This window comes from Algoriphagus terrigena DSM 22685, from assembly GCF_000429445.1.
In the GTDB taxonomy this organism is placed as follows: domain Bacteria; phylum Bacteroidota; class Bacteroidia; order Cytophagales; family Cyclobacteriaceae; genus Algoriphagus; species Algoriphagus terrigena.
This window is the reverse complement of the sequence record NZ_AUBW01000003.1, coordinates 329,839-354,855: the sequence shown is the minus strand read 5'-3', so window position 1 is coordinate 354,855 and position 25,017 is coordinate 329,839. Positions and strand designations below refer to the sequence as shown.

General features: G+C 49.5%; 22 protein-coding genes. 15 read left to right on the top strand and 7 right to left on the bottom strand.

Translation table 11 applies throughout. The annotated features are described in order from the left end of the window. Positions 1 to 283 precede the first annotated feature (283 nt). The 5 genes from G459_RS0101530 to G459_RS0101510 all read left to right on the top strand — a co-directional run bounded on the left by G459_RS0101530 (position 284) and on the right by G459_RS0101510 (position 4,599). Complete coding sequence (locus tag G459_RS0101530; RefSeq protein ID WP_026966053.1) at positions 284 to 1,759, top strand: lipopolysaccharide biosynthesis protein; 1,476 nt, start codon at positions 284 to 286, stop codon at positions 1,757 to 1,759. A 430-nt stretch (positions 1,760 to 2,189) separates the two neighbouring features. Beyond that, on the top strand, positions 2,190 to 3,113 hold the full coding sequence (locus G459_RS0101525; RefSeq protein WP_026966052.1) for a universal stress protein: 924 nt from the start codon (positions 2,190 to 2,192) through the stop codon (positions 3,111 to 3,113). A 115-nt stretch (positions 3,114 to 3,228) separates the two neighbouring features. After that, on the top strand, positions 3,229 to 3,774 hold the full coding sequence (locus tag G459_RS0101520) for an RNA polymerase sigma factor (protein WP_026966051.1): 546 nt from the start codon (positions 3,229 to 3,231) through the stop codon (positions 3,772 to 3,774). Between the two features lie 31 nt (positions 3,775 to 3,805). After that, entirely contained in the window at positions 3,806 to 4,165 is a 360-nt protein-coding gene (locus G459_RS0101515) for a hypothetical protein (RefSeq protein ID WP_026966050.1), read from the top strand. A gap of 5 nt (positions 4,166 to 4,170) precedes the next feature. Beyond that, complete coding sequence (locus G459_RS0101510) at positions 4,171 to 4,599, top strand: hypothetical protein (protein ID WP_026966049.1); 429 nt, start codon at positions 4,171 to 4,173, stop codon at positions 4,597 to 4,599. A gap of 154 nt (positions 4,600 to 4,753) precedes the next feature. Here G459_RS0101510 and mscL read toward each other — a convergent pair whose 3' ends face one another. After that, the gene (mscL, locus tag G459_RS0101505; RefSeq protein WP_026966048.1) at positions 4,754 to 5,185 is read right to left on the bottom strand and encodes a large-conductance mechanosensitive channel protein MscL; all 432 of its coding nucleotides are present in this window, start codon (positions 5,183 to 5,185) and stop codon (positions 4,754 to 4,756) included. 167 nt (positions 5,186 to 5,352) lie between these two features. Here mscL and G459_RS0101500 point away from each other — a divergent pair, with 167 nt between their 5' ends. The 7 genes from G459_RS0101500 (at position 5,353) to mgrA (ending at position 13,539) form a co-directional block, all read left to right on the top strand. Beyond that, on the top strand, positions 5,353 to 7,425 hold the full coding sequence (locus tag G459_RS0101500) for a S9 family peptidase (RefSeq protein ID WP_026966047.1): 2,073 nt from the start codon (positions 5,353 to 5,355) through the stop codon (positions 7,423 to 7,425). A 141-nt stretch (positions 7,426 to 7,566) separates the two neighbouring features. Next, complete coding sequence (locus G459_RS0101495) at positions 7,567 to 7,938, top strand: methylglyoxal synthase (protein ID WP_026966046.1); 372 nt, start codon at positions 7,567 to 7,569, stop codon at positions 7,936 to 7,938. A gap of 2 nt (positions 7,939 to 7,940) precedes the next feature. Next, the gene (pfkA, locus tag G459_RS0101490) at positions 7,941 to 8,927 is read left to right on the top strand and encodes a 6-phosphofructokinase (RefSeq protein WP_026966045.1); all 987 of its coding nucleotides are present in this window, start codon (positions 7,941 to 7,943) and stop codon (positions 8,925 to 8,927) included. A gap of 190 nt (positions 8,928 to 9,117) precedes the next feature. After that, entirely contained in the window at positions 9,118 to 9,813 is a 696-nt protein-coding gene (locus tag G459_RS0101485) for an SIR2 family NAD-dependent protein deacylase (protein ID WP_026966044.1), read from the top strand. A gap of 244 nt (positions 9,814 to 10,057) precedes the next feature. Beyond that, positions 10,058 to 11,161, top strand: a complete 1,104-nt coding sequence (locus G459_RS0101480) for a serine hydrolase domain-containing protein (protein WP_026966043.1) — start codon at positions 10,058 to 10,060, stop codon at positions 11,159 to 11,161. A 7-nt stretch (positions 11,162 to 11,168) separates the two neighbouring features. Further along, positions 11,169 to 12,503 carry a YfcC family protein gene (locus G459_RS0101475; protein WP_026966042.1) on the top strand — a complete coding sequence of 445 codons (1,335 nt, stop codon included), beginning with the start codon at positions 11,169 to 11,171 and terminating at the stop codon, positions 12,501 to 12,503. A gap of 16 nt (positions 12,504 to 12,519) precedes the next feature. Then, on the top strand, positions 12,520 to 13,539 hold the full coding sequence (gene mgrA, locus G459_RS0101470) for an L-glyceraldehyde 3-phosphate reductase (protein WP_026966041.1): 1,020 nt from the start codon (positions 12,520 to 12,522) through the stop codon (positions 13,537 to 13,539). A gap of 125 nt (positions 13,540 to 13,664) precedes the next feature. Here the strand turns inward: mgrA and G459_RS0101465 are convergent, their stop codons facing one another. Beyond that, the gene (locus G459_RS0101465) at positions 13,665 to 14,456 is read right to left on the bottom strand and encodes a hypothetical protein (protein WP_026966040.1); all 792 of its coding nucleotides are present in this window, start codon (positions 14,454 to 14,456) and stop codon (positions 13,665 to 13,667) included. 290 nt (positions 14,457 to 14,746) lie between these two features. Here G459_RS0101465 and G459_RS0101460 point away from each other — a divergent pair, with 290 nt between their 5' ends. Further along, the gene (locus tag G459_RS0101460) at positions 14,747 to 15,871 is read left to right on the top strand and encodes a pyridoxal phosphate-dependent aminotransferase (RefSeq protein ID WP_026966039.1); all 1,125 of its coding nucleotides are present in this window, start codon (positions 14,747 to 14,749) and stop codon (positions 15,869 to 15,871) included. Then, positions 15,871 to 16,431, top strand: a complete 561-nt coding sequence (locus G459_RS0101455) for a GNAT family N-acetyltransferase (protein WP_026966038.1) — start codon at positions 15,871 to 15,873, stop codon at positions 16,429 to 16,431. The genes G459_RS0101460 and G459_RS0101455 overlap by 1 nt, the downstream gene beginning before the upstream one ends. A gap of 22 nt (positions 16,432 to 16,453) precedes the next feature. Here G459_RS0101455 and G459_RS0101450 read toward each other — a convergent pair whose 3' ends face one another. Next, positions 16,454 to 17,812, bottom strand: coding sequence for an exonuclease domain-containing protein (locus G459_RS0101450; RefSeq protein WP_026966037.1), 1,359 nt, complete (start codon positions 17,810 to 17,812; stop codon positions 16,454 to 16,456). A 221-nt stretch (positions 17,813 to 18,033) separates the two neighbouring features. On the opposite strand from G459_RS0101450, the gene G459_RS0101445 reads away from it, so the two are divergent. Beyond that, positions 18,034 to 19,239 (top strand): Gfo/Idh/MocA family protein, encoded by a 1,206-nt coding sequence (locus G459_RS0101445; RefSeq protein WP_026966036.1) that lies wholly within the window; start codon positions 18,034 to 18,036, stop codon positions 19,237 to 19,239. A gap of 101 nt (positions 19,240 to 19,340) precedes the next feature. On the opposite strand, the gene G459_RS0101440 is transcribed toward G459_RS0101445, so the two are convergent. From G459_RS0101440 to G459_RS0101425, 4 genes are all read right to left on the bottom strand, one after another. Further along, positions 19,341 to 20,921: an NAD(P)/FAD-dependent oxidoreductase gene (locus G459_RS0101440; RefSeq protein ID WP_026966035.1), complete on the bottom strand. Its 1,581-nt coding sequence runs from the start codon at positions 20,919 to 20,921 to the stop codon at positions 19,341 to 19,343. 210 nt (positions 20,922 to 21,131) lie between these two features. After that, a complete protein-coding gene (locus tag G459_RS26600; RefSeq protein ID WP_051315021.1) occupies positions 21,132 to 22,766 on the bottom strand; it encodes a mechanosensitive ion channel family protein in 1,635 nt (544 codons plus the stop codon). Positions 22,767 to 23,031: 265 nt separating this feature from the next. Further along, a complete protein-coding gene (locus G459_RS0101430; RefSeq protein ID WP_026966034.1) occupies positions 23,032 to 24,432 on the bottom strand; it encodes a hypothetical protein in 1,401 nt (466 codons plus the stop codon). Further along, a complete protein-coding gene (locus tag G459_RS0101425) occupies positions 24,419 to 24,946 on the bottom strand; it encodes an RNA polymerase sigma factor (RefSeq protein ID WP_281171881.1) in 528 nt (175 codons plus the stop codon). Before G459_RS0101425 ends, G459_RS0101430 begins: the two co-directional genes overlap by 14 nt. Between the last annotated feature and the right edge of the window lie 71 nt (positions 24,947 to 25,017).

Genomic DNA, 25,017 nt, shown 5'->3' with positions numbered 1-25,017 from the left:
GGGAAGAAAATACTTTCTCAAACCCAAGAAACAGGCTGGCTGCGACAAATGCGCAAAACCATAAACCCGAAATATGCATTAGAAAATCTACTTCGGCTCCAAACAGCTTCAAAATCAGTAGCTACGCTTCACTTTTCAATCTCAACGTAGCGGTGCTACGCTTCGATCTCCAAAGTGACTGATTTTCTTGCTGTTTGAACCCTCGCTACGAATCCTAATGCATAATCCGGGTTAAAAAGCCGGGAATTCGAAGGAATCCCCGGTTTTTTTCTACTTTTCGACAATGAGCAAAATCGCCCAACAAAGTATCCAAACCACCATTTTTTCCTACGTCGGAGTGGTCTTGGGTTACATCAATGTACTTTGGCTCTATCCCTACGCCTTGGACGCCACCGAGTTGGGAACCTTCCGGACGATTCAGGATCTAGGGCTGCTGTTTGTGCCCTTCGCCCAGCTGGGAGTCGGACATGGGATCACACGTTTTTTTCCAAAACTCGAGCAAAACCAATCTGCCTTTCTTTCCTACAGTCTCGCGTTTTCGCTGTTGGGATTCGGCGCAGTCAGTGGGATTTTCTTTGGCTTCCAAGACCAACTCATCGGCCTGTTCGCCACCAATTCGCCGGAAGTGATCAATTTCCTGGGGGTTGTCTTACTGGTTACGCTGTTTGCATTACTAAGCAGCGTCTTGGATGCCTACAGCCGATCTTATGTCAAAGTTGCCATCCCGACGTTTTTCAGAGAAGTATTCCTTAGACTGCTCACATCCATTCTGGTGGGGGTATATCTGCTGGGATGGATCAATTTTGATCAGGTAATGCAAGGGTTGGTCGTGGTTTACGGTTTAGCGCTGTTTGCAGTGTTGATCTACCTGATCTGGCTGGGAAAAATCCAGCTCGATTTCAACTGGAACCACTTTCCACCGGGATTTAGGTCCTCATTTATCCGTTTTAGTTTGGTCACTTTTCTTGCAACGGCCGCCTCCACGTTGATCATGAAGATCGACAGCATCATGGTCAGCTCGATGGTCAGTCTGGAGGCCAACGCCATCTATTCGATTGCCTTTTATATGGCTTTGGTCGTAGAATTACCCAGAAGGGCGATTTCGCAGGTGGCGATGCCAGTCATCGCCGACCATTTTGCCAAGAATCAGATCCATGCAATCAACGGTCTGTATCGGCAGATTTCAAACCGCCAACTCTACATCTGTCTGCTGCTCTTCGCACTGATCTGGTGCAACATCGACAGCATCTACCACTTTGTTCCAAACCGGGAAATCTACCAGGCAGGCAAATGGGTGGTCTTTTACATCGCGCTGGGCAAGATCCTCGATGTCGCCTTTTCTGTCAACGGAGAGATTCTGGTCTTTTCCCGCTACTACAGATTCAACCTTGTCCTGACGATCGGTATGAGCATCCTGATCATCGCAGCCAACTACTGGCTCATCCCGGTCTTTGGCATTGAGGGTGCGGCGATCGGTTCCGCCGGCGTGATGCTGGCCTTCAATTTGGTGAAGTACTTCTATCTGAAAATTCGCCTTCAGCTCAATCCCTTCAGTAAGGAAACCCTAAAGATCCTCTTGGTGGGAGTTCCGGCATTTTCGATGATGTTTTTCAAAAGTGAAGCAATCGCTCCCCTGTTCATGATACCCATCAAATCGGTCTTGATAGTAGGTGTGTTTGTGGGAATGTCCTGGCTCCTTGGAGTGGGAAAAGAAGAATGGAGCTGGATCAAATCAAGGTTAAAAAAGTCCGGGCCTTAGAGTGTTACAAACCTCCGTACTGACAAGATTTGAGCTGCCTTAAATCCGCAAACTTCCACTGTTATCCTGCCTTTTGTGCGAGGCCCCGCTTTCACGGGGTGAGGCCTGTTTTTGGAAAGGGCTTTACTCGTAATCGTAATTAAATTGTGAAGTTTGAACAAGTCGGCGACCCGGACTCCACAAATATACGGGATCGAAACCGTAGAGTTGGGCAAATACGGGTAGAAAAACCAAGTGCGCCGCGGCGAATTTTGCCTGTCGCAGGATCTTAGCAGTTTTCTTCCAAATTTTATTCCTTCCCAAATCTTACCATTTCCGGTCAGGATGAGGATTTTACCCGTCCGCCTATCAAAATCGGAATTTTATTTTGCGAATTTCTCAATAGATTATAGGTCTTCAAATAACTTTGCACCGCAAATCCACGGTTACCATGTACTTGATTAAAAAATTGATTGTTTGCCTCGATCAGACCCCTTTAGATCAGACATTAATAGAGTATGCAGTATTTATCGCCAAAGTCAATCAGGTAAAGAAAATCTACTTTACCAATGTGATCAAGAACCTTTCGATCCCTAAGGAAGTCCTGGAGGAATTCCCCAATCTGATCGAAAACATGATCAACGAGCGGAAGGAAGCCATGGAAAAACTGGTCAATGAATTCTTCCCCGAGATCAAAGGCCTGGCCATCAGCTATGTAGTCAAAGAAGGAAATCTCTCCAAGAAAGTCTTGAAACTGGCCGAGGAAAAGTCCGCGGACATGATCTTGATCGGACGCAAGGTGGACCTCCCAGGTACCGGAGTGGCCTCGCAGCGACTGGCCAGAAGAGCCAGCTGCTCCCTCCTGATCGTACCAGAAGGATCAAAACCAAAGATCAATAAACTGCTCGTCCCCAGCGACTTCTCAGACTACTCCAAAGATGCGCTGGAGGAAGCGATCATGATCGTGGCAAGGCACGGCGGCAAAGCTGAAATCGTCTGTCAAAACGTGTTCACCGTCCCCACAGGATATCACTTCACCGGCAAAAGCTACGAGGAATTTACCGAGATCATGAAGATGCACGCGGAGATCAACTACCGGAAATTTATCCGAAAGATCGACACCAAAGGCATCAAAATCACCCCGATCTACACCAAAGACGACGATGATGATCCCGTGCAGGAGATCGTGTCCAAGGCTTTGGAGATCGAAGCCGACGCCATTATCATCGGAGCTAAAGGCCGGACAGCCGCCACGGCGCTGTTCATCGGAAGTATGGCGGAGCGCCTGATCCAGTTCAACGATAGCCTGCCGCTGCTGGTCACCCGTCCAAAGGGCAAAAACGCCGGGATTTTGGATTACATCTTGGAGATTTGACTTGGTCAAAACCGATCGGCTGCAGGATGTCAGGTGCGCTTTACATCCGACACTGGACACCTGACATCCAGCATTTTTAAACCATCCTCCATTCCCCAAGTCTAATGACCCAAGAATGAACCAAACCGATCAGCAGATACTGGAGCAAATCCGCTCTCCCTTTACCAGGGAAATGGGCTTCAGGCAGTTGATCGAAACCTACCAGCGAAAGGTCTATCATGTCATTCGCCGCATGGTCATCATACACGAGGATGCAGATGACCTCACCCAAAACACATTCATCAAAGCCTATCGCAGTCTGGATAAGTTCGAAGGCAACTCCTCGCTGTTTACCTGGCTGTACCGGATCGCAACCAACGAAGCCCTGAGCTTCTTGGAGAAAAAGAAGAAACGCTTCTTCTTGCCAATCGAGGATCATCAGGAAAAAATGGAGTCCTACCTCGACCAACACGGAAATCTAAATGGCGATGAGATCCAACTACGACTTCAAAAAGCACTTCTAAAACTTCCTGAGAAACAGCGTCTGGTCTTTCATTTGAAGTATCAGGAGGAGCTGACCTACGAGCAGATGTCAGAGATCACTGGCACCAGCGTCGGGGCATTGAAGGCCAGCTATCATCATGCTGTCAAAAAAATAGAACAATATGTATTGTCTGAGTAAACTATATCCTCTCACCCAAGTCTAACTTACGATGAAGCATCTGCCAAAACTCAAAGATTTCCAAACGCCCGAGGGCTACTTTGACCGGCTTCCTGACCAAATCCTGGCAAAAGCCACTCCTCGAAGATCCTATTCTTGGACAAAATATGCTGCCGCGGCGGTTGTTTTGCTTGGCTTGGGCCTGACCTGGCAGCTCGGAGGATTCGATCTAGAAGACCAGCCGATCTCCATGGACGAGGAGGCAAATCTGTATATCGAAAGCCAGGTGTGGACTGCAGAGGATGTGCTGAGCCTGACCGACAATCCCAACGCCCTGCTAGATCAAATTATTGAAGAAGAAATGCCTGCCTACGATGAGATGTGGGTAGAAGATGAATCAAACTGGTTTTAATCGCTATGAAAAAACATCATATCACTTTCCTAATTCTGTTCTTCGCATTGACTTGGGGTGCTTTTGCACAGAGACCCGAGATCGATCGCGAAAAACTGCAGGCGGCAAGAATCGCCTTCATCACTACCCGGATCGATCTGAAGCCAGAACAGGCCGAAAAATTCTGGCCAATCTTCAATGAATTCAACGACTCCCGGGAAAAAACCATGCGCCAGATTTCCCATCTGGGAAAGGACTTGGAGACGATCAGCGAAGAGGAAGCCAAGTCCAGGATTCAAAAAAGGCTCCAACTTCAGGGTGAATTGGTGAAAGAAGAGCAAATCTTTGTCACCGAGGCTGCCAAAGTCCTGACATCCAAACAAATCCTGATGCTCAACAACATCGCCCGGGATTTCAACCGGCAACTGTATCAGCGGGGCCGAGACGGAAAGTAGGACAGTGATCAGTGGTCAGTGAGAGCAGTGTTCGGGCTCAGTTTGCAGTCGCAGATCTAGCTCTAAAATGAAAAATCCTTCGAGGCTTACACACCCCGAAGGATTTTTCATTTGACCGCGTGCTGAAGACCAGGTTACTGCGACCGCAAACTGATCACAATTCTTTTTTCTTCAACAAGTCTCTGATTTCCTCCAGCAGTTTCTCACTGTGGGTTGGCTCAGGCGGTGCCGGAGGTGCGGCTGGAGCTGCCTCTTCCTTCCTGTTCATCCGGTTGATCCCCTTAATTGCCATGAAGATCACAAAGGCGATGATGGTAAAATCCACGATGTTTTGAATAAACATCCCATAGTTTAGCGTGACAGCAGCCACTGCCTCGCCGGCGGCGTTGACGGTTTCTTCCTTCAGAACCAGCTTCAGTTGCTTAAAATCAACTCCACCGATCAAGATGCCTATCGGAGGCATGACCACATCGTTGACAAAAGAGGAAACAATCTTCCCAAAAGCCCCGCCGATAATCACACCCACAGCAAGGTCTATGACATTGCCTTTGACAGCAAACTCTTTAAACTCTTTCAATAATCCCATAAAGTATCCGGTTGGTTGAAGTATAGATCAATATTCTGAAAATAACGCTTTTGTGCAACACTCTCCTCAAATATCATTTACATCCAATCGAAAAACCAAGGTTTGACTGGGAGACTTTGAACCAAGCTCATTGATTTTTCCTTAACCTTGCAACAAAATCACCTCGGATGAAAACCCCTGTTGCACCCCAGATCCCCCAACTTTTAGAGATCCACGATCACGCTCGCACCGACCAGTACTACTGGATGAACGACCGCGAAAACCCCGCAGTCATCGCCTATCTCGAGGAGGAGAATGCTTACACCAAATCGGTGATGCAGACGACTGAAGAATTTCAAAAGAGCCTTTTCGAAGAGATGAAAGGTCGGATCAAGGAAGACGATCAGACCGTTCCCTACTTCAAATCGGGATACTTCTGGTATGTCCGCTACGAAAAAGGCGACGAATATCCGATCTACTGCCGGAAAAAGGACTCCATCGACGGAGTCGAAGAGATCATCCTCAATGTAAACGACCTGGCAAAAGGAAAATCCTTTTACCAAGTCGGAGGCACTTCCACCACCCCGGATCAAAAGATCCTGGCATTTGCCGCAGACGAAGTCGGCCGAAGGATCTACACGATTTGGTTTAAAAATCTCGAAACAGGCGAAATCTATCCCGAGTCGATCCCGGAGATCACGGGGAATTTCGTCTGGGCAGCGGATAACCAGACACTTTTCTACTCCAAGCAAGATCCCGAAACCCTTCGCTCTGATCGCGTCTACAAGCACAAACTCGGCACTGACAGCCAGTTGGATGAGTTGATTTTTGAAGAAAGCGACGACGAGTTTTCCTGCATGGTTCACAAGTCCAAGACCGAGGAATACCTCTTTATCCATTCAGAAAGCACAATTTCTTCGGAAATGAGATTTCTAAAGTCTGATCAGCCTGACGGCGAGTTTCAGGTTTTGCAGGAAAGAATCCCTTTCCTCGAGTACGCTGCTGACCATTTTGGCGACTTCTTCTGGATCAAAACCAATGCAGACGCACAGAACTTCAAACTAGTCAAAGCGCCTGTTTTATCTCCTGCCAAAGAGCACTGGGTCGACGTCATCGCGCATCGTCCGGAAGTGCTACTGGAGGACTTTGACCTTTTCTCCCGCTACCTCGTCACTCAGGAACGTACCAACGGACTCACCCAAATCCAGATCCAACCCTGGGAGGGCCAGCGTTTTTGTCTTGAATTTGATGACGAGACCTACACCGCTTGGATCAGCACCAATCCGGAGTTCGATACCGATTTGCTCCGCTTTGGCTACAACTCTCTGGTGACGCCAAGCTCGGTTTTTGATTTTGATATGATTTCAAGAGAGAAGACTTTGCTCAAGCAGCAGGAAGTCGTCGGAGGGCATGACCCTTCGCTCTACCATTCAGAGCGGATCTGGGCAAAAGCAGCAGATGGGACGCTGGTCCCGATCTCGTTGGTGTACAGGAAGTCTCTTTTCTCCAAAAACGGAAAAAATCCGCTCCTGCTCTATTCTTATGGTTCGTATGGCTATAGCATGGATGCCTATTTCTCCAGCAACCGACTCAGCCTGTTGGACCGGGGTTTTGTCTTTGCGATCGCACATATCCGCGGAGGAGAGGACATGGGAAGGCACTGGTATGAGGAGGGAAAAATGCTCAACAAACGAAACACTTTCACAGACTTCATCGCCTGTGCAGAGCATCTGATCAACAACCAATATACGTCAGCAGCCCATCTGTATGCCATGGGCGGAAGCGCCGGTGGACTGCTGGTGGGCGCCGTGATCAATATGAGACCGGAGCTCTTCAACGGTGCGATCGCCAATGTCCCCTTTGTGGACGTGGTGACGACGATGCTGGACGAAAGCATCCCATTGACTACCGGGGAGTTTCAGGAATGGGGCAATCCAAAGGAAAAAGACTACTACGACTACATGCTGTCCTATTCTCCCTATGATAATATTGAGGCTAAAGCCTACCCAAATCTACTTGTGACTTCCGGACTGCATGATTCGCAAGTCCAATACTGGGAACCGACCAAGTGGGTGGCCAAACTGCGGGAAATGAAAACGGATTCGAACCTTTTGCTTTTGGAAACCAACATGGAAGCGGGGCACGGCGGAGCCTCCGGGAGATTCAATGCGCTGAAAGAGCTGGCACTCGAATATGCCTTTTTGCTGATGTTGGAAGGGAAAATTGACAGCCAGGCCGAGGCCAAAATCCAAAGAGAATAGCTTCACTCATAAAGTCTTGATAATGAGGGTAAAATCAAAATTCAGATTAACTCATTTACATATACATGTTATTAAAAGTAGGCCACGGGATGGGAATGCGAATTTTTCCTAACTTTGACTCGAACCTATTATCACCCATTCATGAAAATTGCCCTGATCGCCCATGATGGTAAAAAAGCCGACATGGTACATTTTTTAAGCGGATTCCGGGACGCCCTGCATCGAACTGACATTGATCTGGTGGCGACTGGCACCACCGGCTCACATATCGAGCGGGCGGGATTTCAAGTTGAGCGTCTGCTATCCGGCCCTTTGGGAGGTGATGCTCAGATCGCAGCGATGGCTGCTGAGAAAAAGTTGGCTGCCGTGATCTTCTTTCGCGACCCACTCGACAAGCATCCCCACGAACCGGATGTTCAGATGCTGATGCGGATCTGTGATGTGCACAATATCCCGCTGGCAACCAACCCTGCATCCGCGGCCCTGATGTTCAAAGCTTTAACACAATCTTAAAAATGGAAGCTAAAACCATAAAAAAAATTGGCGTCCTCACCTCTGGTGGCGACGCTCCGGGAATGAACGCTGCGATCCGTGCAGTCGTCCGAGCCGGTTTCTATTACAATCTTGAAATGTACGGGATCTATCGTGGATACGAAGGCATGATCCAAAACGATATCAAGAAGCTCGACTCCAAAAACATCACCCACGTATTGGAGCGCGGCGGCACGTTTCTCAAATCTGCCAGAAGTGAAGATTTCCGCACGGCGGAAGGCCGTAAAAAAGCCTATAACAACCTCCAAAATCACGGAATCGACGCATTGGTAGTCATCGGTGGCGACGGTTCATTGACCGGTGCCCATCTGTTCTATCAAGAATATGGCATTCCGTCTATCGGTCTTCCCGGCACCATCGACAATGATCTCTCAGGCACGGACTCGACCATCGGTTTCGACACCGCCTGCAATACGGCCATTGAGGCCATTGACAAGATCCGCGATACCGCCACCTCCCACGACCGACTCTTCTTTGTGGAAGTAATGGGCCGCGATGCAGGCTTTATTGCCATCAATGCCGGTATCGGTAGCGCCGCAGCGGCGATCCTGATTCCCGAAAACAAAACTCCCATCGAGAATCTGGTAGACAAGCTCAAGTCCAGGTCCAAGGCCATGAAAACTTCCAACATCGTCATTGTGGCTGAGGGAGGAAAAAGTGGTTCAGCACAAGAGATTGCGGACAAGGTGAAGAAATTTCTTCCCTACTACGACATCAAAGTCACGATTCTCGGTCACTTGCAGCGTGGCGGTGCCCCGACTTCTTTTGACAGACTCCTCGCCTCCAAGCTCGGAGTGGCAGCGGTCGAAGGACTCATGCAGGGCAAATACGATGTAATGGCAGGCATGATCAACAACAAAGTCGTCTTTACCCCTATCGTCAAAGCAATCGTCGACGACAAAGCAGTGGATGAAGAAGATCTGCGTGTTGCCAATATACTCTCGACCTAATTCGAAAGACCAAACGGCCTTTCTTCGGCTGGTTGCTCAAGACCTCACTCTCCCAGGGTTTAAAATCCCAGGGAGAGTTTTTGTATTTTTAGGGCTGGGGTAAAATTCCGAGTCGGAAACTACCGGCGATACGGAGGGCCGAAAGCATACAGGCCTCCTGATCTCCAGGGCACTTTTAGAAGAAAAAAAAATGCAAAAACTCGTCGTGTTAACCGGTGCCGGAGTTTCCGCAGAAAGCGGGATCCGGACGTTCAGAGACAGCAATGGTCTTTGGGAAAACCATGACATCATGGAAGTGGCATCGCCCGAAGGCTGGCGGAAAAATCGGGAACTCGTACAGGATTTCTACAATCAGCGCAGGCGACAGGCCAGAGATTGCCAACCCAACGAAGCGCATTTGGCGTTGGCGAGGCTGGAAGATCACTTCGACGTGCAGATAATCACCCAAAATGTCGATGACCTTCACGAGCGGGCTGGATCAAGTCACGTGCTCCACCTTCATGGCGAGCTCACGAAGGCTCAGAGTTCGGTCGACCCGGGCTTGGTCTATGAGCTGGATCATTGGGAGATTAAGGTCGGCGACAAATGTGAAAAAGGCAGTCAACTCCGCCCTTTCATTGTTTGGTTTGGCGAGGCTGTACCGATGATGGTGCCCGCGATGAGGATCGCACAGCAGGCTGACATTTTCCTCGTTTTAGGCACTTCGTTGCAGGTTTATCCGGCAGCCAGTCTGATCGATTATGTCCCTCGGGCTGCAAAAAAATTCCTGATCGACCCTCAAATCCCGGACTTTCAACTGGGGACTGATGTCTATTGCATCCAGGAAAAGGCCAGCACTGGCATGAAAGTATTGGAGAAGATCCTTCTCTCCTCCCCAACTGAATAGTCTGCCGTTCTAGCAGCCATCCTTCGACCTCTATTTCCCCCCAGCTTTTGGATTTTTTACTTTACCTTAAGAAACCGAACGAGTCATCGAGTTGATTTTCCAACCGTGACCTTCGCCTCCGAAACACTCAACAGCGACAAAAGTTCTCCGCAGATGCCGCGCCAAGTACGATGAAGCAAGCCATAGCAGAAATAGGTCAATTTCTCACCAGACGCATTTTTCCCAAAAAAATGCTCCATCGTCTATGAACCGAAAGATCAACTATTCTATTCTGGCCGTCGTTTTTTGGCTTGCGCTCTTTTTGGCTTGGGAATGGTGGCAAAGCTTTCCGCGGGTTCGTCTTACTCCTATTTCTTTTCCTGAATCTAAAGAGGCAAAGATCGACTCCCTGCTGATCCAAAGTCTTACGCAATATTTGATCCCCGGCGTGGCTTTAGGACTCATTGAGGACAACAAAGTGACCTATCTCAAAGCCTTTGGCTACGGAAATCTCGAGACCAAGGACACGCTGACACTTCAGAGTGAGCTTCCTGTAGCGTCCATTTCCAAAATTTTCACCGCGCTGAGTCTGGCAAATTTCGCCTTGGAAAAAGGGCTCTCTCTGGACACTGCTTTCAATTTGCTCTTGCCCAAAAACAGGAAACTCGCTCCCGAATTTGATGACATTTCCCTCCGAGACCTGCTAGAGCACACCTCCGGACTCTCTGACCGCGGAAAACTGAAAAATATCCTCGTCGGAGAGGAAAAGAGACAACTCCGCAACCTTCCTGAGATGTTGAAATCGCCGCACGAGAACAAAGAAACTCAGTACGCCGACATCAATTTTGATCTCATCGGATACGTCTTGGAGAATTGCGCGAAGGTTCCCTTTGACAGCATGATCCACCAAAATACGCTGATCCCTGGCGGAATGGAACGGAGTTATTTTTTATCCAGAGAGCCAAGCGACTCCTTCCCGACCGTCGGATACAAGAATACTTTCCTGTGGAAGCGACTCCAGTCTACGAAGCTGAAAACTGAGCGCTACCCCTCTCCCTCCTCTGGATTGATCGTGACAGCGGAAGACCTGTCCAAGGCGCTACTTCACCTATGTCGGAGCGACATGGGCAATTTTGCAGAAGAACTCCGGTGGCTTGAGGGTGAGTCTGAGACTCCGGCGGGCTTTCAGAAGATCACCCTCAATGACCAGCAATTCGTCGGTCATTTCGGTGAGCAAGGTGGATTTAGCGCTATCCTGTTTTATTCTTCCGAGCTGGAAGTCGGCTTTTTCCTGCTCACCAACGCCAAAGACAACTATGATTTCCGCCAGAAGATCCCGTCTGAAATCCTCAAGATAATCGCCCAGTAATCCCGCCATGAAATTCTCCTTTCCCCATCCCCTGGTCATTTTATTGAGTATCGTCCTATTAGCGGCTCTCTCGACGTTCGTCATTCCGTCCGGAACGTTCGACCGGATATTGGATGAGAACTCCGGCAGGGAGATCGTCGTGCCCGGCAGCTTTCATCCCACCGAAGACAAAAACGTCAATCTCTACGACACCCTTCTCGCAATACCCGAGGGAATCATCGCCGGAGTCGACATTATCGTCTTGATCCTGCTGATCGGTGGAGCTTTCTATGTAGTGGAAAAAACCGGCGCGCTCACGCTGGGGATTGAAGCGCTGGTGTATCGCTTCCGAAACAGCCAGTCCGTTTTGTTGGTGATCTTCAGTGGCTTTTTCTTTTTGGGGGGAGTCACTTTTGGTATGCAGGAGGAAGTCATCGCGATGGTTCCTATTCTGATCTTGTTGTCCAAAAAGGTCGACTTTGACATTCGGGCTATGATTTCCCTTTCCCTGGGCTCTGCATTAGTTGGCGGATCCTTTTCTCCGATCAATCCTTTTGGTGGCTTGCTCGCTCAGAAAATCGCCGAAGTAGATTTTGAGCAGGGGTTCGCTTACCGGATCGTATTTGCCGTCGTTGCATTTGTGATATGGACCGGATTTCACCTCCGGTGGGGCAGATCCAAAGCTCTCAATGCTGAAAAAGCGGAACTCAGACCGGTCAAAATCTCTGGATCAAACGGGTTGATCTTGGCTCTGGTCGCAGCAGGTATGGTCATCATGCCCTGGGGAATCCTTCAAAAAGACTGGGGATACAACGAGATGTCTGCCTTGTTTTTTGTCATCGGCATCTCCTGTGGTCTGATCGGGAAACTGGGACTAAACGGGACAGCTCGGGCTTATTCACAGGGGTTTTCGGAGTTGATTTTTGCGGGAATTATCGTCGGACTTGCGCGCAGTGTTTATTTGATTTTGGAGAAAGCCCAAGTCATCGACACGCTGATTCAGGGGATGTTTTCTCCATTGGAAACGCTCCCAACGGCCTTCGCGACTGTCGGGATTTTCTTCAGCCAAGCCCTTATTCACGGTATCGTCCCGAGCACTTCCGGGCAGGCCGTACTGACGATCCCCCTTGCCGCTCCGTTGACTGATTTGCTGGGCGTCTCACGCCAAGTCGCTGTTTTGACCTATCAGTATGCTGGCTGCCTGATGGACTTGATCATCCCAAACAACGGCGCACTGATGGCTGTCATCGCCGCCGCCGGGGTGGCTTACAACCAGTGGATCAACTATGTATGGAAAAGCTTCTTACTCGTCTTGGGAATTGGTTTGATCTCATCGATTCTTGCCTTATTTTGGTTTGCTTAACCCATTCCTATAACCTATGCATATCAACGAACACAACCCGCTGCTTCCCTACCAACCTGCCGCTGATCGCTACGATCAAATGAAGTACCGCTATTGTGGCAACAGTGGATTGATGCTGCCCGAGATCAGCCTTGGTCTCTGGCACAACTTCGGACACAATGCGGATTTGACTTTGGGCAGAAAAATCCTGCGAAGAGCTTTTGATCTGGGTATTTGCCACTTCGACCTTGCCAATAATTACGGACCGCCCTTTGGCTCCGCTGAAGAGAACTTCGGCAGAATCTTGCAAAAAGACTTTCTGCCCCATCGCGACGAACTGTTGATTTCGTCCAAAGCCGGATGGGATATGTGGCCGGGTCCCTATGGGAATTACGGTTCTAGAAAATATCTGGTCGCAAGCTGTGACCAAAGTCTGAAGCGTATGGGACTGGACTATGTGGATGTTTTCTACCACCACAGGCCTGACCCAAATACCCCTCTGGAAGAAACGATGGCCGCACTGGATCACTTGGTTCGGCAGGGAAAAGCACTCTATGTCGGCATATCCCAATACAGCGCCGAAGACACCGCAAAAGCGTATGACATCCTCAAATCGCTGGGTACGCCGCTGCTGATCCATCAGCCGCGCTACAGCATGCTGGATCGCTGGGTAGAAAATGGCCTGATGGACGTCCTGGGCGAAAAGCGCGTCGGAAGCATCGCCTTCTCGCCACTGGAGCAGGGAATGCTCACCGACAAATACCTCAAAGGAATCCCCTCAGACTCCAGAGCTGCGAAAGACGGACGCTATTTGAATGCGGATAAGCTGGAAGCAGGAAAGCTGGAAATGATCAGCAAACTCAATGATATCGCGCTCGAAAGAGGTCAGACGCTGGCTCAGATGGCCATCGCCTGGCTGCTGAAGGACCCAAGAATCACTTCCGTACTGGTCGGTGTATCGAAGCCTGAGCAACTGGATGACAACGTTGCAGCGATTCAGAATACCGAATTCAGTATCGAAGAAGTCTCACGAATCAAGTCGATCTTAGGCGCCTAAGTCACAGAACATCCAACACCGAAGGCGTTGATATTGAAGGGTGTATTCGATATCAACGCTTTTTTCATTGCAAAAAAAAGAGGCCTCTTTCGAGTGCCTCTCCGATCAATAGTCAAACCGGACTACTATCTAACTACATTTTCCAGGGTTGCGAGATAAACCCACTTTTGATCTCTTGAGTTCAAGCCTTCATTGACTGCTTCTCGTTGCGCCGCAGTTTGGGATAGATCCTCATAAGCCTGCGCATTGAAAAACTGCACATAGTCCTTATACATATTCATGGTCAAATGGGTCGATTTGGCTTCGGAGCCCTGGGGAAGTGCTGTACGAAGAAAGCTCCAGTGGCCCATCAAACCTTGCTCTATCCTCTTTTGATGGATCGGACGAAACACGTCAGACTCTGCCTGCTCATACTCATCGAACTTGCCTTCGCCTGCTTTCATCAGATCAAACGACGCCAAAGCTCCAGGCTTGAATTGAAAATTGTCCTCAGTCGACACAACCTCACGCATATAGAGCCGCATCGGCATATCCCGCATCGCCAGCGACTGCTCAAATAAGGTGAGTACCTGTCCTGCACTCAGATGGGGATAGGCAATCTTGGTGTATTCCATCAGGGACTCCTCGTCGAGGCCGTTCATCATCTTGACAGGATCGTCATAGGTCGTCACCATGATGTATTGAAAATCGGCTTCGTCACCGCCATTCTGAAGTGACCAAAAATCCCAGCCCTTTATCCGCTTGTCAGTCAGCGCCTGTCGATAGACCTTTTCCATGAGATCTTTGAACTCGATGTAGTCAAAAAGCTGGTCTTTCTCCACCTTGATGAATTCGAATACCATATACTGTGTTTGCTGGGCGTTGAGAACTCCCGTCCATAGCAACCCACAAAGCAAGAGCATTGATAGCTTTTTCATTTTTTTGGGGGTTTAGGGTTTATTGTGCTTCCAATAATTTAATTAATTATTCTGCAAAAAATCAATTTTCAGAATAAAAACATTTTTCAAGCACATTTCCCGACATAAACTTCCTTTAAATAAAGTATCGGCAAAAATGAAATATTTCTAACACACTTGGCAAAACCTTAGTATTTTAACAATCAAAACGGATATCCAATGAAATCGAGCAGGACGAAAAAAGTCACTCACCGGGACGATTGTCAACCATGCGAGATTCCATATAGCCTCTGAAAAAAAATTATAATCATATGAAAGGTCTATCAAGAAGAGATTGGATAAAAACTACTTCGCTGGGAGGCGGGTTGGCACTGCTTGGAGGCGCAGCAATCGTCCCCTCTCTCAGTGCAGAGGAAATCAGAAAGTACAACCCCCGCCCGCTGGCCGGACCGATACGTCTGGGCTCTAACGAAAACCCCTACGGTCCTTCTGAATCGATGCGCAAGGCGATGACGACTGCATTTGACGAAGGTTGTCGATATCCCTGGAGCCAAAACGCCCCTTTGGTCAAGATGATTGCGGAAAAAGAAGGTGTACCAATAGACCACGTAGTCCTGACTGCGGGCTCGACGGAAGGACTCAAGGTCGCCGGGCTCACCTTTGGAAAGAGTGGTGATATCATCACCTGTGCCCCGACCTTCCTATCAATGATGGATTATGCCGAACTCTGGGGAACGGAAATCAACTGGGTTCCGCTCAACAAGGACCTGGATTTTGACCTGGACGAGATAGAAAAGCGGGTCAATTTTGAAACTGGGCTAGTGTTCCTCTGTAATCCCAACAACCCCACGGGTAAGCTTCTGCCTGCTGATCGCGTGGTGGATTTCTGCGAAACGGTGAGCAAAAAGACGGTGGTCTTCAGCGACGAAGCATACTACGACTACATCACCGAACCCAACTATCCAAGTATGGTCGAGTTGGTCAAAAAAGGCCACGACGTGGTCGTATCCCGCACACTTTCCAAAGTCTACGGACTGGCGGGGATTCGGATCGGCTATCTGATAGCGAAGCCTGAATTAGCCAAGAAATTGAGCGACCGAATCGTAGCCAACACGAATATTATGGCGATAGCAGCAGGAAAGGCGGCACTCGCCGACAAAGACTTTTACAAATTTTCCCTGCAAAAAAATGAAGAGGCTAAGGCACTGATCACCGGCACGTTAGATGAACTAAAGCTGCCCTATCTGGAATCCCATGCCAACTTTGTCTTTTTCCAGGCCGGCAGAGACATCGCAGCGCTCGGCAAAACGATGGCCGAAAAAGGCTTTATCATCGGCCGCCCGTTTCCTCCACTGAACGACTGGTGCCGCATCTCCACCGGCACGATCGAGGAAATCACGCTCTACAATCAGGCTATCAAAGAAGTACTCGGCTGATGGTAGATCACAGCCTGATCTTGGAAAATGAACAAATCCTGCTCCGTCCGATGACGCGAGAGGACTTCCCTGCGCTGCAGGCCATTGCAGATGATCCTGCGATGTGGATCTATTTCACCTTTGATCTCAGCATCGGAGCAGAGTTTGAGAAGTGGGCCGAGCCGCACTTTCGGCAGGAGCGATTGCAGTTTACGGTCCTTGACAAGACGACCGGAAAGATAGCTGGCGCTACCGCGTTTGGGACTTTTTCGCCTAGAGATCAACGAATGGAGATCGGCTGGACCTGGCTAGGCAAGGCTTTTCGGGGAACTGGCGTCAACCAAAACATGAAAAAACTGATGCTCGACTATTGCTTCGGAGAGCTGAAGTTAAAGCGGGTTGAAATCAAAACCGACGTCCTTAACATGCCCGCCCGAATGGCGCTCTTGAAGCTGGGCGCGGTAGAGGAAGGCGTGCTCCGAAGCCACACCTTGCTCACGCACGGACGGCGGAGGGACACGATCTATTACAGCGTGATCGAGGGGGAATGGGAAGTCGGAACTCAGTGGGTCTGGAAGTAGTAAATCTGGAAGGCATACCGCCTTAATGCGTCGAAAACACCCGAATCTGATCCATTTCCAGCTGATGAATGTACTGCCTCAGGATGTAGAAGGTCTCGGGGACTTTTGGGACGACCTCCAGCTCATCTGGATCCGGGAAATCGTCGCAAGTGAGGTAAGAATAGCGGCTCAGCATCCCTCCCTCAAAAAAACAATAGGCTCGCTCTTCCCCTTCCCTTCCAGGCAGCGAGATCATCAGATCCTTTTTTGATTCGAGTATCAGTTTTAGAAAGTCCTCCACCCGCGCGTTGTAGGAAGCGGCATGCTCCGAGGTTTTGCATGCACCCAGGCAGGACTCATCCTGTACCACTTCGCAGGTAACCTTTCTCAATCCACAGAGTTTTTGACAGAGCTGGTAGGTTTCGATCCCCGATTTCAAAAATTGCAGCGCTTCCTCGGAGGAGAAAAAGGTCTCCAGCGGCCGGAGATTTTTGGTCACTTTCGCGACTTGAAACCGATTATAGCCCGAGCCATCCTGGTAATGAAACAGTCCCCAGAGCGTCTTTGGCAACTTCAATGCTGAGTTGAATGCTGGCCACAGACGCTTGATCTCTAGCGTCTCGACCAGCAAAGCCATAACCTCAGAGCCTGTCAATTTCCATTGCAGATCCGTGACCTCCGCCTTGAGCTGCTGCTTGAGATGTGGCAGCACACTTCCGGAAAAGTGCCCTTTAAACCGCTCCCGAATATTGAGGGCTTTGCCGACATAGATGACTTTCCCCTTGGCATTGATCATGTAGTACACACCACAGGACTCGGGGATCTGGCGAAACTTAGCCAGCGAAAAGTTTGGCGGAAGAAAGGACTCGCCTGAGTTTTTCTTCAGGGAGGAAAAGACGATTTCTGAAGAATCTTTGATGATTCGGTCAAAAAGTATCGCTGTTGCCTTGGCATCCCCCATTGCTCTGTGCCTCGCCAGAATAGGGATTTTTTGATTTTCGCAGATTCTTCCCAAACTATATGAAGTCAGTCCAGGGTAGGCCTTGCGGGAAAGTCTCACCGTGCAAAGTTTTGGCGGCTTGAACTCCCGCCCCAGCTTCAGGAAAGCTTCTCGGATAAATCCGTAGTCAAAATTAACCGAATGAGCCACAAAGACTCTGCCCTCCAGCAGATCCCAGAGCTCCTCAGCGATCTCGTCAAAGGTCGGGGCGTCGCGCACCATGCTGTTATCGATACCTGTGAGACCCGTTATGTAGGATGGGATAGACTGCCCCGGATTGATCAGCGTCTGAAACTCCCGAACGATTTCCTCTCCATCGTGGACGACCACAGCGATCTCTGTGATCCCCCCACCTGCCGGCGATCCTCCGGTTGTTTCTATATCTACTATGGCAAACTCCACACACAAAGGTAAGGCAATTGACTAGTATCCAGGAAGCATTGACGCAAAATGACGGACAGCGGTTAAAACTGTATTCACGCGACTGCCGGATGTTTCGTGAGGCCAGAGGTATGAAATCGATTGCGTAGTTTATCCCGAATCTGATTTCCTTTCCTATCAAAATCAGGACACTGCCCGCTCCGATTTCGCTATTTTAGCCGGAGAAGTAAACCGCTTAAGTTTTGGAAAGAAGACAGTTTATCAAGTCAGCCGGATTGGCGACGGCAGTTTTGGGAAGTTCAGGCCTTTGGAGCATCGCCAAGGGAGTCGATCAAAAGTTCAATGTGGGAATCATCGGCTTCGGTGATCGGGGTTCCGGAATCTACAATACGCTCTTGAAGCTTTCGGACAAATACGAGGTCATCAGTATCTGCGATGAACTGGATTTCCGCTTAGAAAACGCCAAAAAAGCCAGCTCAGGCAAGGCAGTCGCCTTTCACAAAGACTACCGAAAACTGCTCGAAGACAAAAGCCTGGATGTGGTCGTCGTCTCTACGCCACTGTACCTTCACTATGAGCATGGCAAAGCAGTCTTGGAAGCGGGTAAGCATCTCTATCTCGAAAAGACCATGACTTTTCAGCTGGATCAGGCCTTGGAACTTGAGAAGATCACCCAAAAGTATCCGAAACAAATCGTGCAGGTCGGGCACCAGTACCGCTATTCGCCGCTTTACTTCAAAGTGAAAGATTACATCCAAAAAGGCTACCTGGGTAAGGTTACGTCCATCGATGCGCGCTGGGATCGAAACTGGAACTGGAAGAGACCTGTTCACGATCCCTCTCTGGAACGGAAGATTAACTGGAGAATGTACAAAGACTACTCCGGAGGACTCGTGGCCGAATTGCTTTCCCATCAGATGGACTTCATCCACTGGGCTTTTGAAACCAGCCCAAGCAGCCTCTACAGCACCGGCGGCATCGATTTTTACAAAGACGGACGCGAGACCTTTGACAATGTCCAACTGACCGTGAGATACGACGATGCAGGGATGGTCGGCAACTTCGGCGCCACCTGCGCCAACCAGCATGAAGGGTATTCCTTCATGATTAAGGGTTCCAAGGGCATGATCAATTTGTTGACCAACGAGGGGATGTTTTATCCCGAACCCGAAAGCCGTGCGGCGCTGGAGGAAGTCGACGGTGTCAGCGGCGCCACTCCCTTGATCTGGGCGGCTGATAAAAAAGGCATCCAGCTCACCAAGGAGCCCACTCAGGACGGGACGATCTATGCCCTGGAGGCATTTTATAAATCTGTGGCAACGGCTCAAATGCCGGAATCCAATGTCAATACCGGCGGCAAAACAGCCATCTCAGTGGCCTTGGCCAATGAATCGCTCTACTCGGGCGAGATCAAAGACTGGAAACCGGAGTATAACATAGGGGAATGAAGAGACAGATGTCCGGTGTTGGATGACGGAAGACCGAAGTTCTTCACTTGGATCTTTGACTCTTGTTTCTTGGCTCTTGCTTCTTAAATCTCGGCACTTAATTACGCCTTCACATAGGCCGCAATCAGCTTTTCAGCGCAGCGCTCTCCATCCATCGCTGCTGAGACGATTCCCCCTGCATAGCCTGCACCCTCTCCGCAGGGATAAAGCCGCTTGATCTGAGGATGCTCGAAGGATTCGCGGTCACGGGGAATCCTGACCGGCGAGGAGGTGCGGCTTTCTACACCGATCAGCTGGGCGTCATTGGTGAGATAGCCCTTCATTTTCTGTCCAAAAGCCTTAAAAGCCATGGCCAATCTTGCAGAGATAAAGTCTGGCAGGACCTCTCTCATCTCGACCGATTCCAAGCCCGGCTGATAGGAGGTATCCAGTAAAGTGGAACTGGACTTCCTGTTGACGAAATCCATCATCCGTTGAGCAGGTGCCACTTGGGTCTTGCCGCCCAGTTCCCAAGCTCTCTTTTCCACATCAGCCTGAAAGTGCATGGAAGCCAGTGCGCCAAACTTCTGATACTCCGGCAAGTCCTCCAGTTCCACCGAAACGACCATCCCGGAATTGGCAAATTTGCTATCTCTACGGCTCGGACTCATGCCATTCACCACCAGTTCTCCGGGAGCAGTCGCAGCCGGCACGATAAATCCGCCTGGACACATACAGAAACTGAAAACGCCCCTTTGCTTGCCCCGGTATTCGGTCTGCTGGACGAGCGAGTAAGCCGAAGCCGGCAAAAACGCTCCACGATCCACCTCGCAGTGGTATTGGATCTTGTCGATCAGATTTTGGCTGTGCTCTATGCGAACGCCAAGCGCAAAGGGTTTGGCTTCGATCAGAATTTTCTTTCGATCCAAAAGATGGAAAATATCCCTTGCAGAATGTCCCGTAGCAAGGATCACACCCAGCCCCTTGATTTGATCTCCATGATTGGTCACGACGCCTTTGATCTCGTCGCCTTCCAAGATCAGATCGTCCACCCGGGTTTCAAAAAGAATTTCGCCACCGGATTCGAGGACCGTTTCGCGGAGTTTTGAAACCAGCAAAGGAAGTTTATTCGTGCCGATGTGTGGGTGCGCGTCCACTAGGATCTCCTCGGTAGCTCCGTGTGCCACGAAGATTTCCATGATCCTACGGATATCGCCGCGCTTTTTGGATCGGGTATAGAGCTTCCCATCAGAATAGGTTCCTGCTCCACCTTCGCCAAAACAATAATTTGAATCCGGGTTGACAACACCCTCTTTGTTGATGGCAGCCAAATCACGCCGTCGCGTCCTCACATCCTTCCCCCGCTCGATCACAATAGGCTTCACGCCAAGTTCGACCGCTCTCAGCGCAGCAAATAGCCCCGCGGGGCCAGCCCCAATGATAATGATAGGATCGGAATTTCTTACATCTGGATAGCTTGGAAGATGGTCTAACAAGGATCCAGGCGATTCATTGATGAAAAGCTCCGCCTCGACGTTGACCAAAACTCTTCGACCTCTGGCATCGATGGATCTGCGGATTTGCCGGGCAAAAGCATTGGGAGTGTCAGCCGCAAGTCCGGCTTTGCTGAGAACAGTCCGTTCAAAAACGTTCGGATCGTAAGCCTCTTCGGGACTCAACTGAAGGGTAAATGTCTTTTTCATGGTAAGGTGTTTATCCTTAAATCGAGACAAAGGTACAAACGGAGCTGAATCTAATCGACCCGAAACGTAAAATCACTCCGACTCCTTCGTACGCAAGCCGGGGATTGCAAAGTGCCAGAGCACTTTTAGGAACAAAACTTCATTTGAACAGAGACCAAAAAGACTTTTTTAACTTCCCTGCGCAAAGCTTTCCAACGGAAATCAATCCAATTACCCATGATCCAATTCTTGCTTTGGAATGGTGATATCCGATCCGTCGCGGTTGGCGCGATAGTGCGGCGACATGATCTCGATATCCCGATCCCGGCAAAAATCCTGGATATTCTTGTGGAGCTCTGAATAGGCTAAGGCCTGTTTGCTCGCCTGTTTGGTGTAGGCATTGAGCTGATAGGAAACGTAAAAATCATCCAAGCTAGTCTGAAGCACATACGGTTTGGGCTCCTTCTCCACAAGATCGGTCGCCAGAGCAGCGTCGATCAGCGTTTGGTGAACTTTGCGCCAGGGAAGGTCATACCCCAGCGTGATCGTGGTGTGCAATATTAGCCCCTGCTGCTCAGCTTGCACCGAGTAATTCACCGTATTTCCGTTCAGCACAGAGGCATTGGGAATGGTGATGATTTCATTTTTGATGGTCTTGATCCGTGTGACCAGCAGGGTTTTTTCGATGACATCTCCGGACACATCTGCGATCTTGATTCGATCGCCGGGTTTGAAAGGCCGCATGTAAGTGATCACCAGCCCGGCAATCATATTGGTGACGGCGGAGGAAGAACCCAGGGAAAACAGGATACCGACAAACACCGTGACTCCCTTGAATATCGGAGAGTCCGAACCCGGTAAATAAGGGAAGATCAAGACTAGGGTAAAAGCAAAGAGCAGGAAGCGGACAATGTTATAGGTCGGCATAGCCCAGTCGGCGTGAAAGCCGTTGATCTCCAGTTTCTCCGCTTCAATCTCCTTGAAAATAAACCGGATAAATCGGATCAAATATCGCATGAAGATGACGATCACCAGGATGCTGAAGAGATTGGGCAGGTAGTTCCAGGTCGAATGTAGCACGTTACGGATCGGTCTCATCACCAGCCCAAGGATGGCTTCTGACCAGTCTCTGGACATGGGGAAAATGCTAAAAAGGACCGGAAGCAGGAGGTACAAGATGACCAAAATCACAAACCATTTGAAAAACCGAATCAACTGTAACACTACCGCCAGCTCCTGATCCTGAGTCAGGTAGGTATAGCTCCGGTAGGCCAGGTTTTTGAATAAGCGCTCCCTTCTGAGGGTCACCCATTCAATCAGCTTTTGGGAAGCTCTCTGCACAAAAAAGAAGATCCCGATAGCCGTCAGGATTGCCGCCAGTGTCAGCCCGACCCGCATCGCCCAGGCCTCCAGCCTGTTTTCATCCTGATAGTGGAGCAGGTCCGAGTTGATCACTTCTCGCCACTCTGTGGCAAGCGAATCCAAGCCGATCTCATGGATTTTTGCATCTTGAGCAGTAATCGAAAGGATAATCTGGTCTTCGTACAGAATATCATAAGTCCCCTCCAACTCCTCTACCTTCAGGGAATCAGAACGATAGAGATCATTTTCGGCCAAGACTTGGATTCTGCTGGAAATTCGACTGGCCCGATCCTTCGGAGTGAGTGAACCTGATCTGGAGAAGATCTGGAAAAGCGTATCCTGCATGGCTCCCAAGACCGGATAGCCGATGGGATCGGCACTTTTTGCGGTCTCCACATCGGCTTGAACGGCGGGACTGTCCTGAAAAATATTCTTTGCATGTACCTCATTTCCGAGTGACAAGACAGTAATACAAATCAAAAAAAAGGGTAGAATTCTCTTCATATTCAGGATCGGCTAGCGTATGAAGTTAAATTAAAAAAAACGAAAAGGAAGGGGGTATTTCTGGCAATCAAACGGACTGAAATACCAGGCTGGGAAGCTGAAGAAACCCTTCGTCCGAACAATAAAAAACCATCCGAAATTTCTCCCGGATGGCTCTAGTTGGTTAAGTATTCAGTTTATTTTTCTTTGGTTTGTTTCATTTTGAATTCACGACCCATTCGCTCGTGCAATAGCTGGCTAGCTTCCTGACAGATTGATCTTGTCACTATTTCCCTTGCATCGCTCCGAAGTTCACCTTAAACGACGCTCCAAACATGCCGAGCTTTTCTCCATATCCTGAAAACTCCTGAAGTGGGTAGTTGTAAAAAGGCATCACCTCATAACTGGTCTTTTTGGCTTGAAACAAGCGGATGTTGACACCCAGATTGGCTGTGGCGAAAGGATAGAATTTCTGATTGGGCACATTCAGATCCTGGGATTGCGTCACAGATTCAGATTGAAGCCTGAATGAGCTGGACGCCATGGCGTCATAGACCGCCACCTGTCGGGTGTAGGAGGACTCTTGCTCAGCACCTTGGTTGAACGTGATCAGGTTGGAGAATCCAGCCTGAACTGAGATGGCTCGATTACGGGTGATGGGATACTTCACGTAAAGCGGGATATCCACTTGCACTTGCTTGATTTCATCCGTCTCAGTCACGGTCAATGCTAAGGCATTCGCGCCGCCATAGTTGTAATTCTGGCTTTCGCTGGCCTGATTGAGGTAGTTGACCGCCAGGCCGGATCCCATGATCAGTTTGCCTGTGACTTCCATATCAACCATGACACCAAGTCCCACGCTGGATCCGCTGGTCGCCTGCTCGGAACCGCTGGAAGAGCCAAAGCCCGGTGAAACCCCCATCGCGATACTTGCAAAGGACTTCGTTTCCAGGATTTCCTTGATCTCTTCGTCACTCAGTTGAGGATCTTTGGGAACGACAGCCAGCGCAACATCTTTCTTCTCGTCTTGTGGCTTCACGTCTTCTGGCCGTGAGGCTTTCTCCTCTCCTGTCTTATCGTTAGTCGCGACGAATGTCTCTACTCCCACGATTGTGGGAACAGCTTCCTCTTTAACCGGCACCTCAGCTTTAATCGGCTGCTCCGCGACCATCCGGCTTTCAGTTGACTTTGAGTCCTGTAGACCAGAATCCACTTTTGCTGTCGAGGTTGTCACCGGGTTTGGTGTTGGTTGCTCCACTGCCTTCCGTGTAGGCTGGTCAAGTGAACTCTGAGCCAAAGGTGAACGGGTTCCCTTCTTTTGTTCGCTCTTTTCTGGATTTTGGGGAGGGAGTTCTCGCGCCTCGGTGACTTCAGTTTCGGATGTGATCGGAGTGACTTCTTTTTGGGAATTTTCCACGGCCTTTTCCTGCAAAGCAATCTGGTCAGCTAGTTTTGGACTTCCTGACTCGGTGGTCTCCTGCGAAATCCACAATCCTCCCGCCACCACAAGCAGTGTCAATGCTGCAGCGATTCCCGAGATCCAGTAGTAGTTTGTCTTCTTCTTGGCCAAAGCGGAACGTTTGGCTTCAAAAGCCTCCCAAGCCCCCAGTTCGTAAGGAAGCTGGTTTTCTTCCTGCTGCTTTCGCAGCTGGTCAGCCAACCATTTGGATGATTTATCTTCCTGCATATTCTTTCATGTGTTGTTGTATCAACTGACGCAGTTTGGTTTTCGCGCGCGTCAGGTAAACCCGGGAGGAGCTTTCGGTGATTTCGAGCCGATCAGCGACTTCCCGATGACTATATCCTTCGACCTCATAGAGATTGAATACCAGTTGTTGATCCTGGGGCAACAGCTTGAGAAGTTTGATAATATCCTCAAAAGCCAATTGATCCGGAGCGTATACTTCATCGAATACCGGAGTCTCGCCATCTGCTTCCTGGTGATTTTGGAAGCGTTTGTCCTTCCGGTAGTAATCTATCGCGGTGTTGACGGCGATCCGTCTCAGCCAAGGTTTGAGAGAGGGTGCTTCGTCCATTTTCTGAAATGAGTCAAAGCATTTCATAAAAGAGTCATTGGTGATCTCCTGCGCCAAATCCCGGGTTTTGGAATAGGACAGACTGATCCCCATGACATAGCCATAGTACTTTTTGAAAAAAAATTCCTCGTGTTTTTTTGACCGACGTTTGCAACCGTCAATCAACTCTTGGTCAGACCAGTTCAAATCAACTTTCCGCTATATTCTATTTCTAATCAATTTTCCTGTCAGTCGTC

Coding starts and splice junctions, on each gene's coding strand:
- G459_RS0101520 (WP_026966051.1), top strand. CDS start 3,229: ATGAACCAAACCGATCAGCAGATACTGGAGCAAATCCGCTCTCCCTTT.
- G459_RS0101460 (WP_026966039.1), top strand. CDS start 14,747: ATGAAAGGTCTATCAAGAAGAGATTGGATAAAAACTACTTCGCTGGGA.
- mscL (WP_026966048.1), bottom strand. CDS start 5,185: ATGGGATTATTGAAAGAGTTTAAAGAGTTTGCTGTCAAAGGCAATGTC.
- G459_RS0101510 (WP_026966049.1), top strand. CDS start 4,171: ATGAAAAAACATCATATCACTTTCCTAATTCTGTTCTTCGCATTGACT.
- G459_RS0101455 (WP_026966038.1), top strand. CDS start 15,871: ATGGTAGATCACAGCCTGATCTTGGAAAATGAACAAATCCTGCTCCGT.
- G459_RS0101480 (WP_026966043.1), top strand. CDS start 10,058: ATGAACCGAAAGATCAACTATTCTATTCTGGCCGTCGTTTTTTGGCTT.
- G459_RS0101440 (WP_026966035.1), bottom strand. CDS start 20,921: ATGAAAAAGACATTTACCCTTCAGTTGAGTCCCGAAGAGGCTTACGAT.
- G459_RS0101515 (WP_026966050.1), top strand. CDS start 3,806: ATGAAGCATCTGCCAAAACTCAAAGATTTCCAAACGCCCGAGGGCTAC.
- mgrA (WP_026966041.1), top strand. CDS start 12,520: ATGCATATCAACGAACACAACCCGCTGCTTCCCTACCAACCTGCCGCT.
- G459_RS0101475 (WP_026966042.1), top strand. CDS start 11,169: ATGAAATTCTCCTTTCCCCATCCCCTGGTCATTTTATTGAGTATCGTC.
- G459_RS0101495 (WP_026966046.1), top strand. CDS start 7,567: ATGAAAATTGCCCTGATCGCCCATGATGGTAAAAAAGCCGACATGGTA.
- G459_RS0101530 (WP_026966053.1), top strand. CDS start 284: ATGAGCAAAATCGCCCAACAAAGTATCCAAACCACCATTTTTTCCTAC.
- pfkA (WP_026966045.1), top strand. CDS start 7,941: ATGGAAGCTAAAACCATAAAAAAAATTGGCGTCCTCACCTCTGGTGGC.
- G459_RS0101465 (WP_026966040.1), bottom strand. CDS start 14,456: ATGAAAAAGCTATCAATGCTCTTGCTTTGTGGGTTGCTATGGACGGGA.
- G459_RS0101485 (WP_026966044.1), top strand. CDS start 9,118: ATGCAAAAACTCGTCGTGTTAACCGGTGCCGGAGTTTCCGCAGAAAGC.
- G459_RS0101525 (WP_026966052.1), top strand. CDS start 2,190: ATGTACTTGATTAAAAAATTGATTGTTTGCCTCGATCAGACCCCTTTA.
- G459_RS0101430 (WP_026966034.1), bottom strand. CDS start 24,432: ATGCAGGAAGATAAATCATCCAAATGGTTGGCTGACCAGCTGCGAAAG.
- G459_RS0101500 (WP_026966047.1), top strand. CDS start 5,353: ATGAAAACCCCTGTTGCACCCCAGATCCCCCAACTTTTAGAGATCCAC.
- G459_RS26600 (WP_051315021.1), bottom strand. CDS start 22,766: ATGAAGAGAATTCTACCCTTTTTTTTGATTTGTATTACTGTCTTGTCA.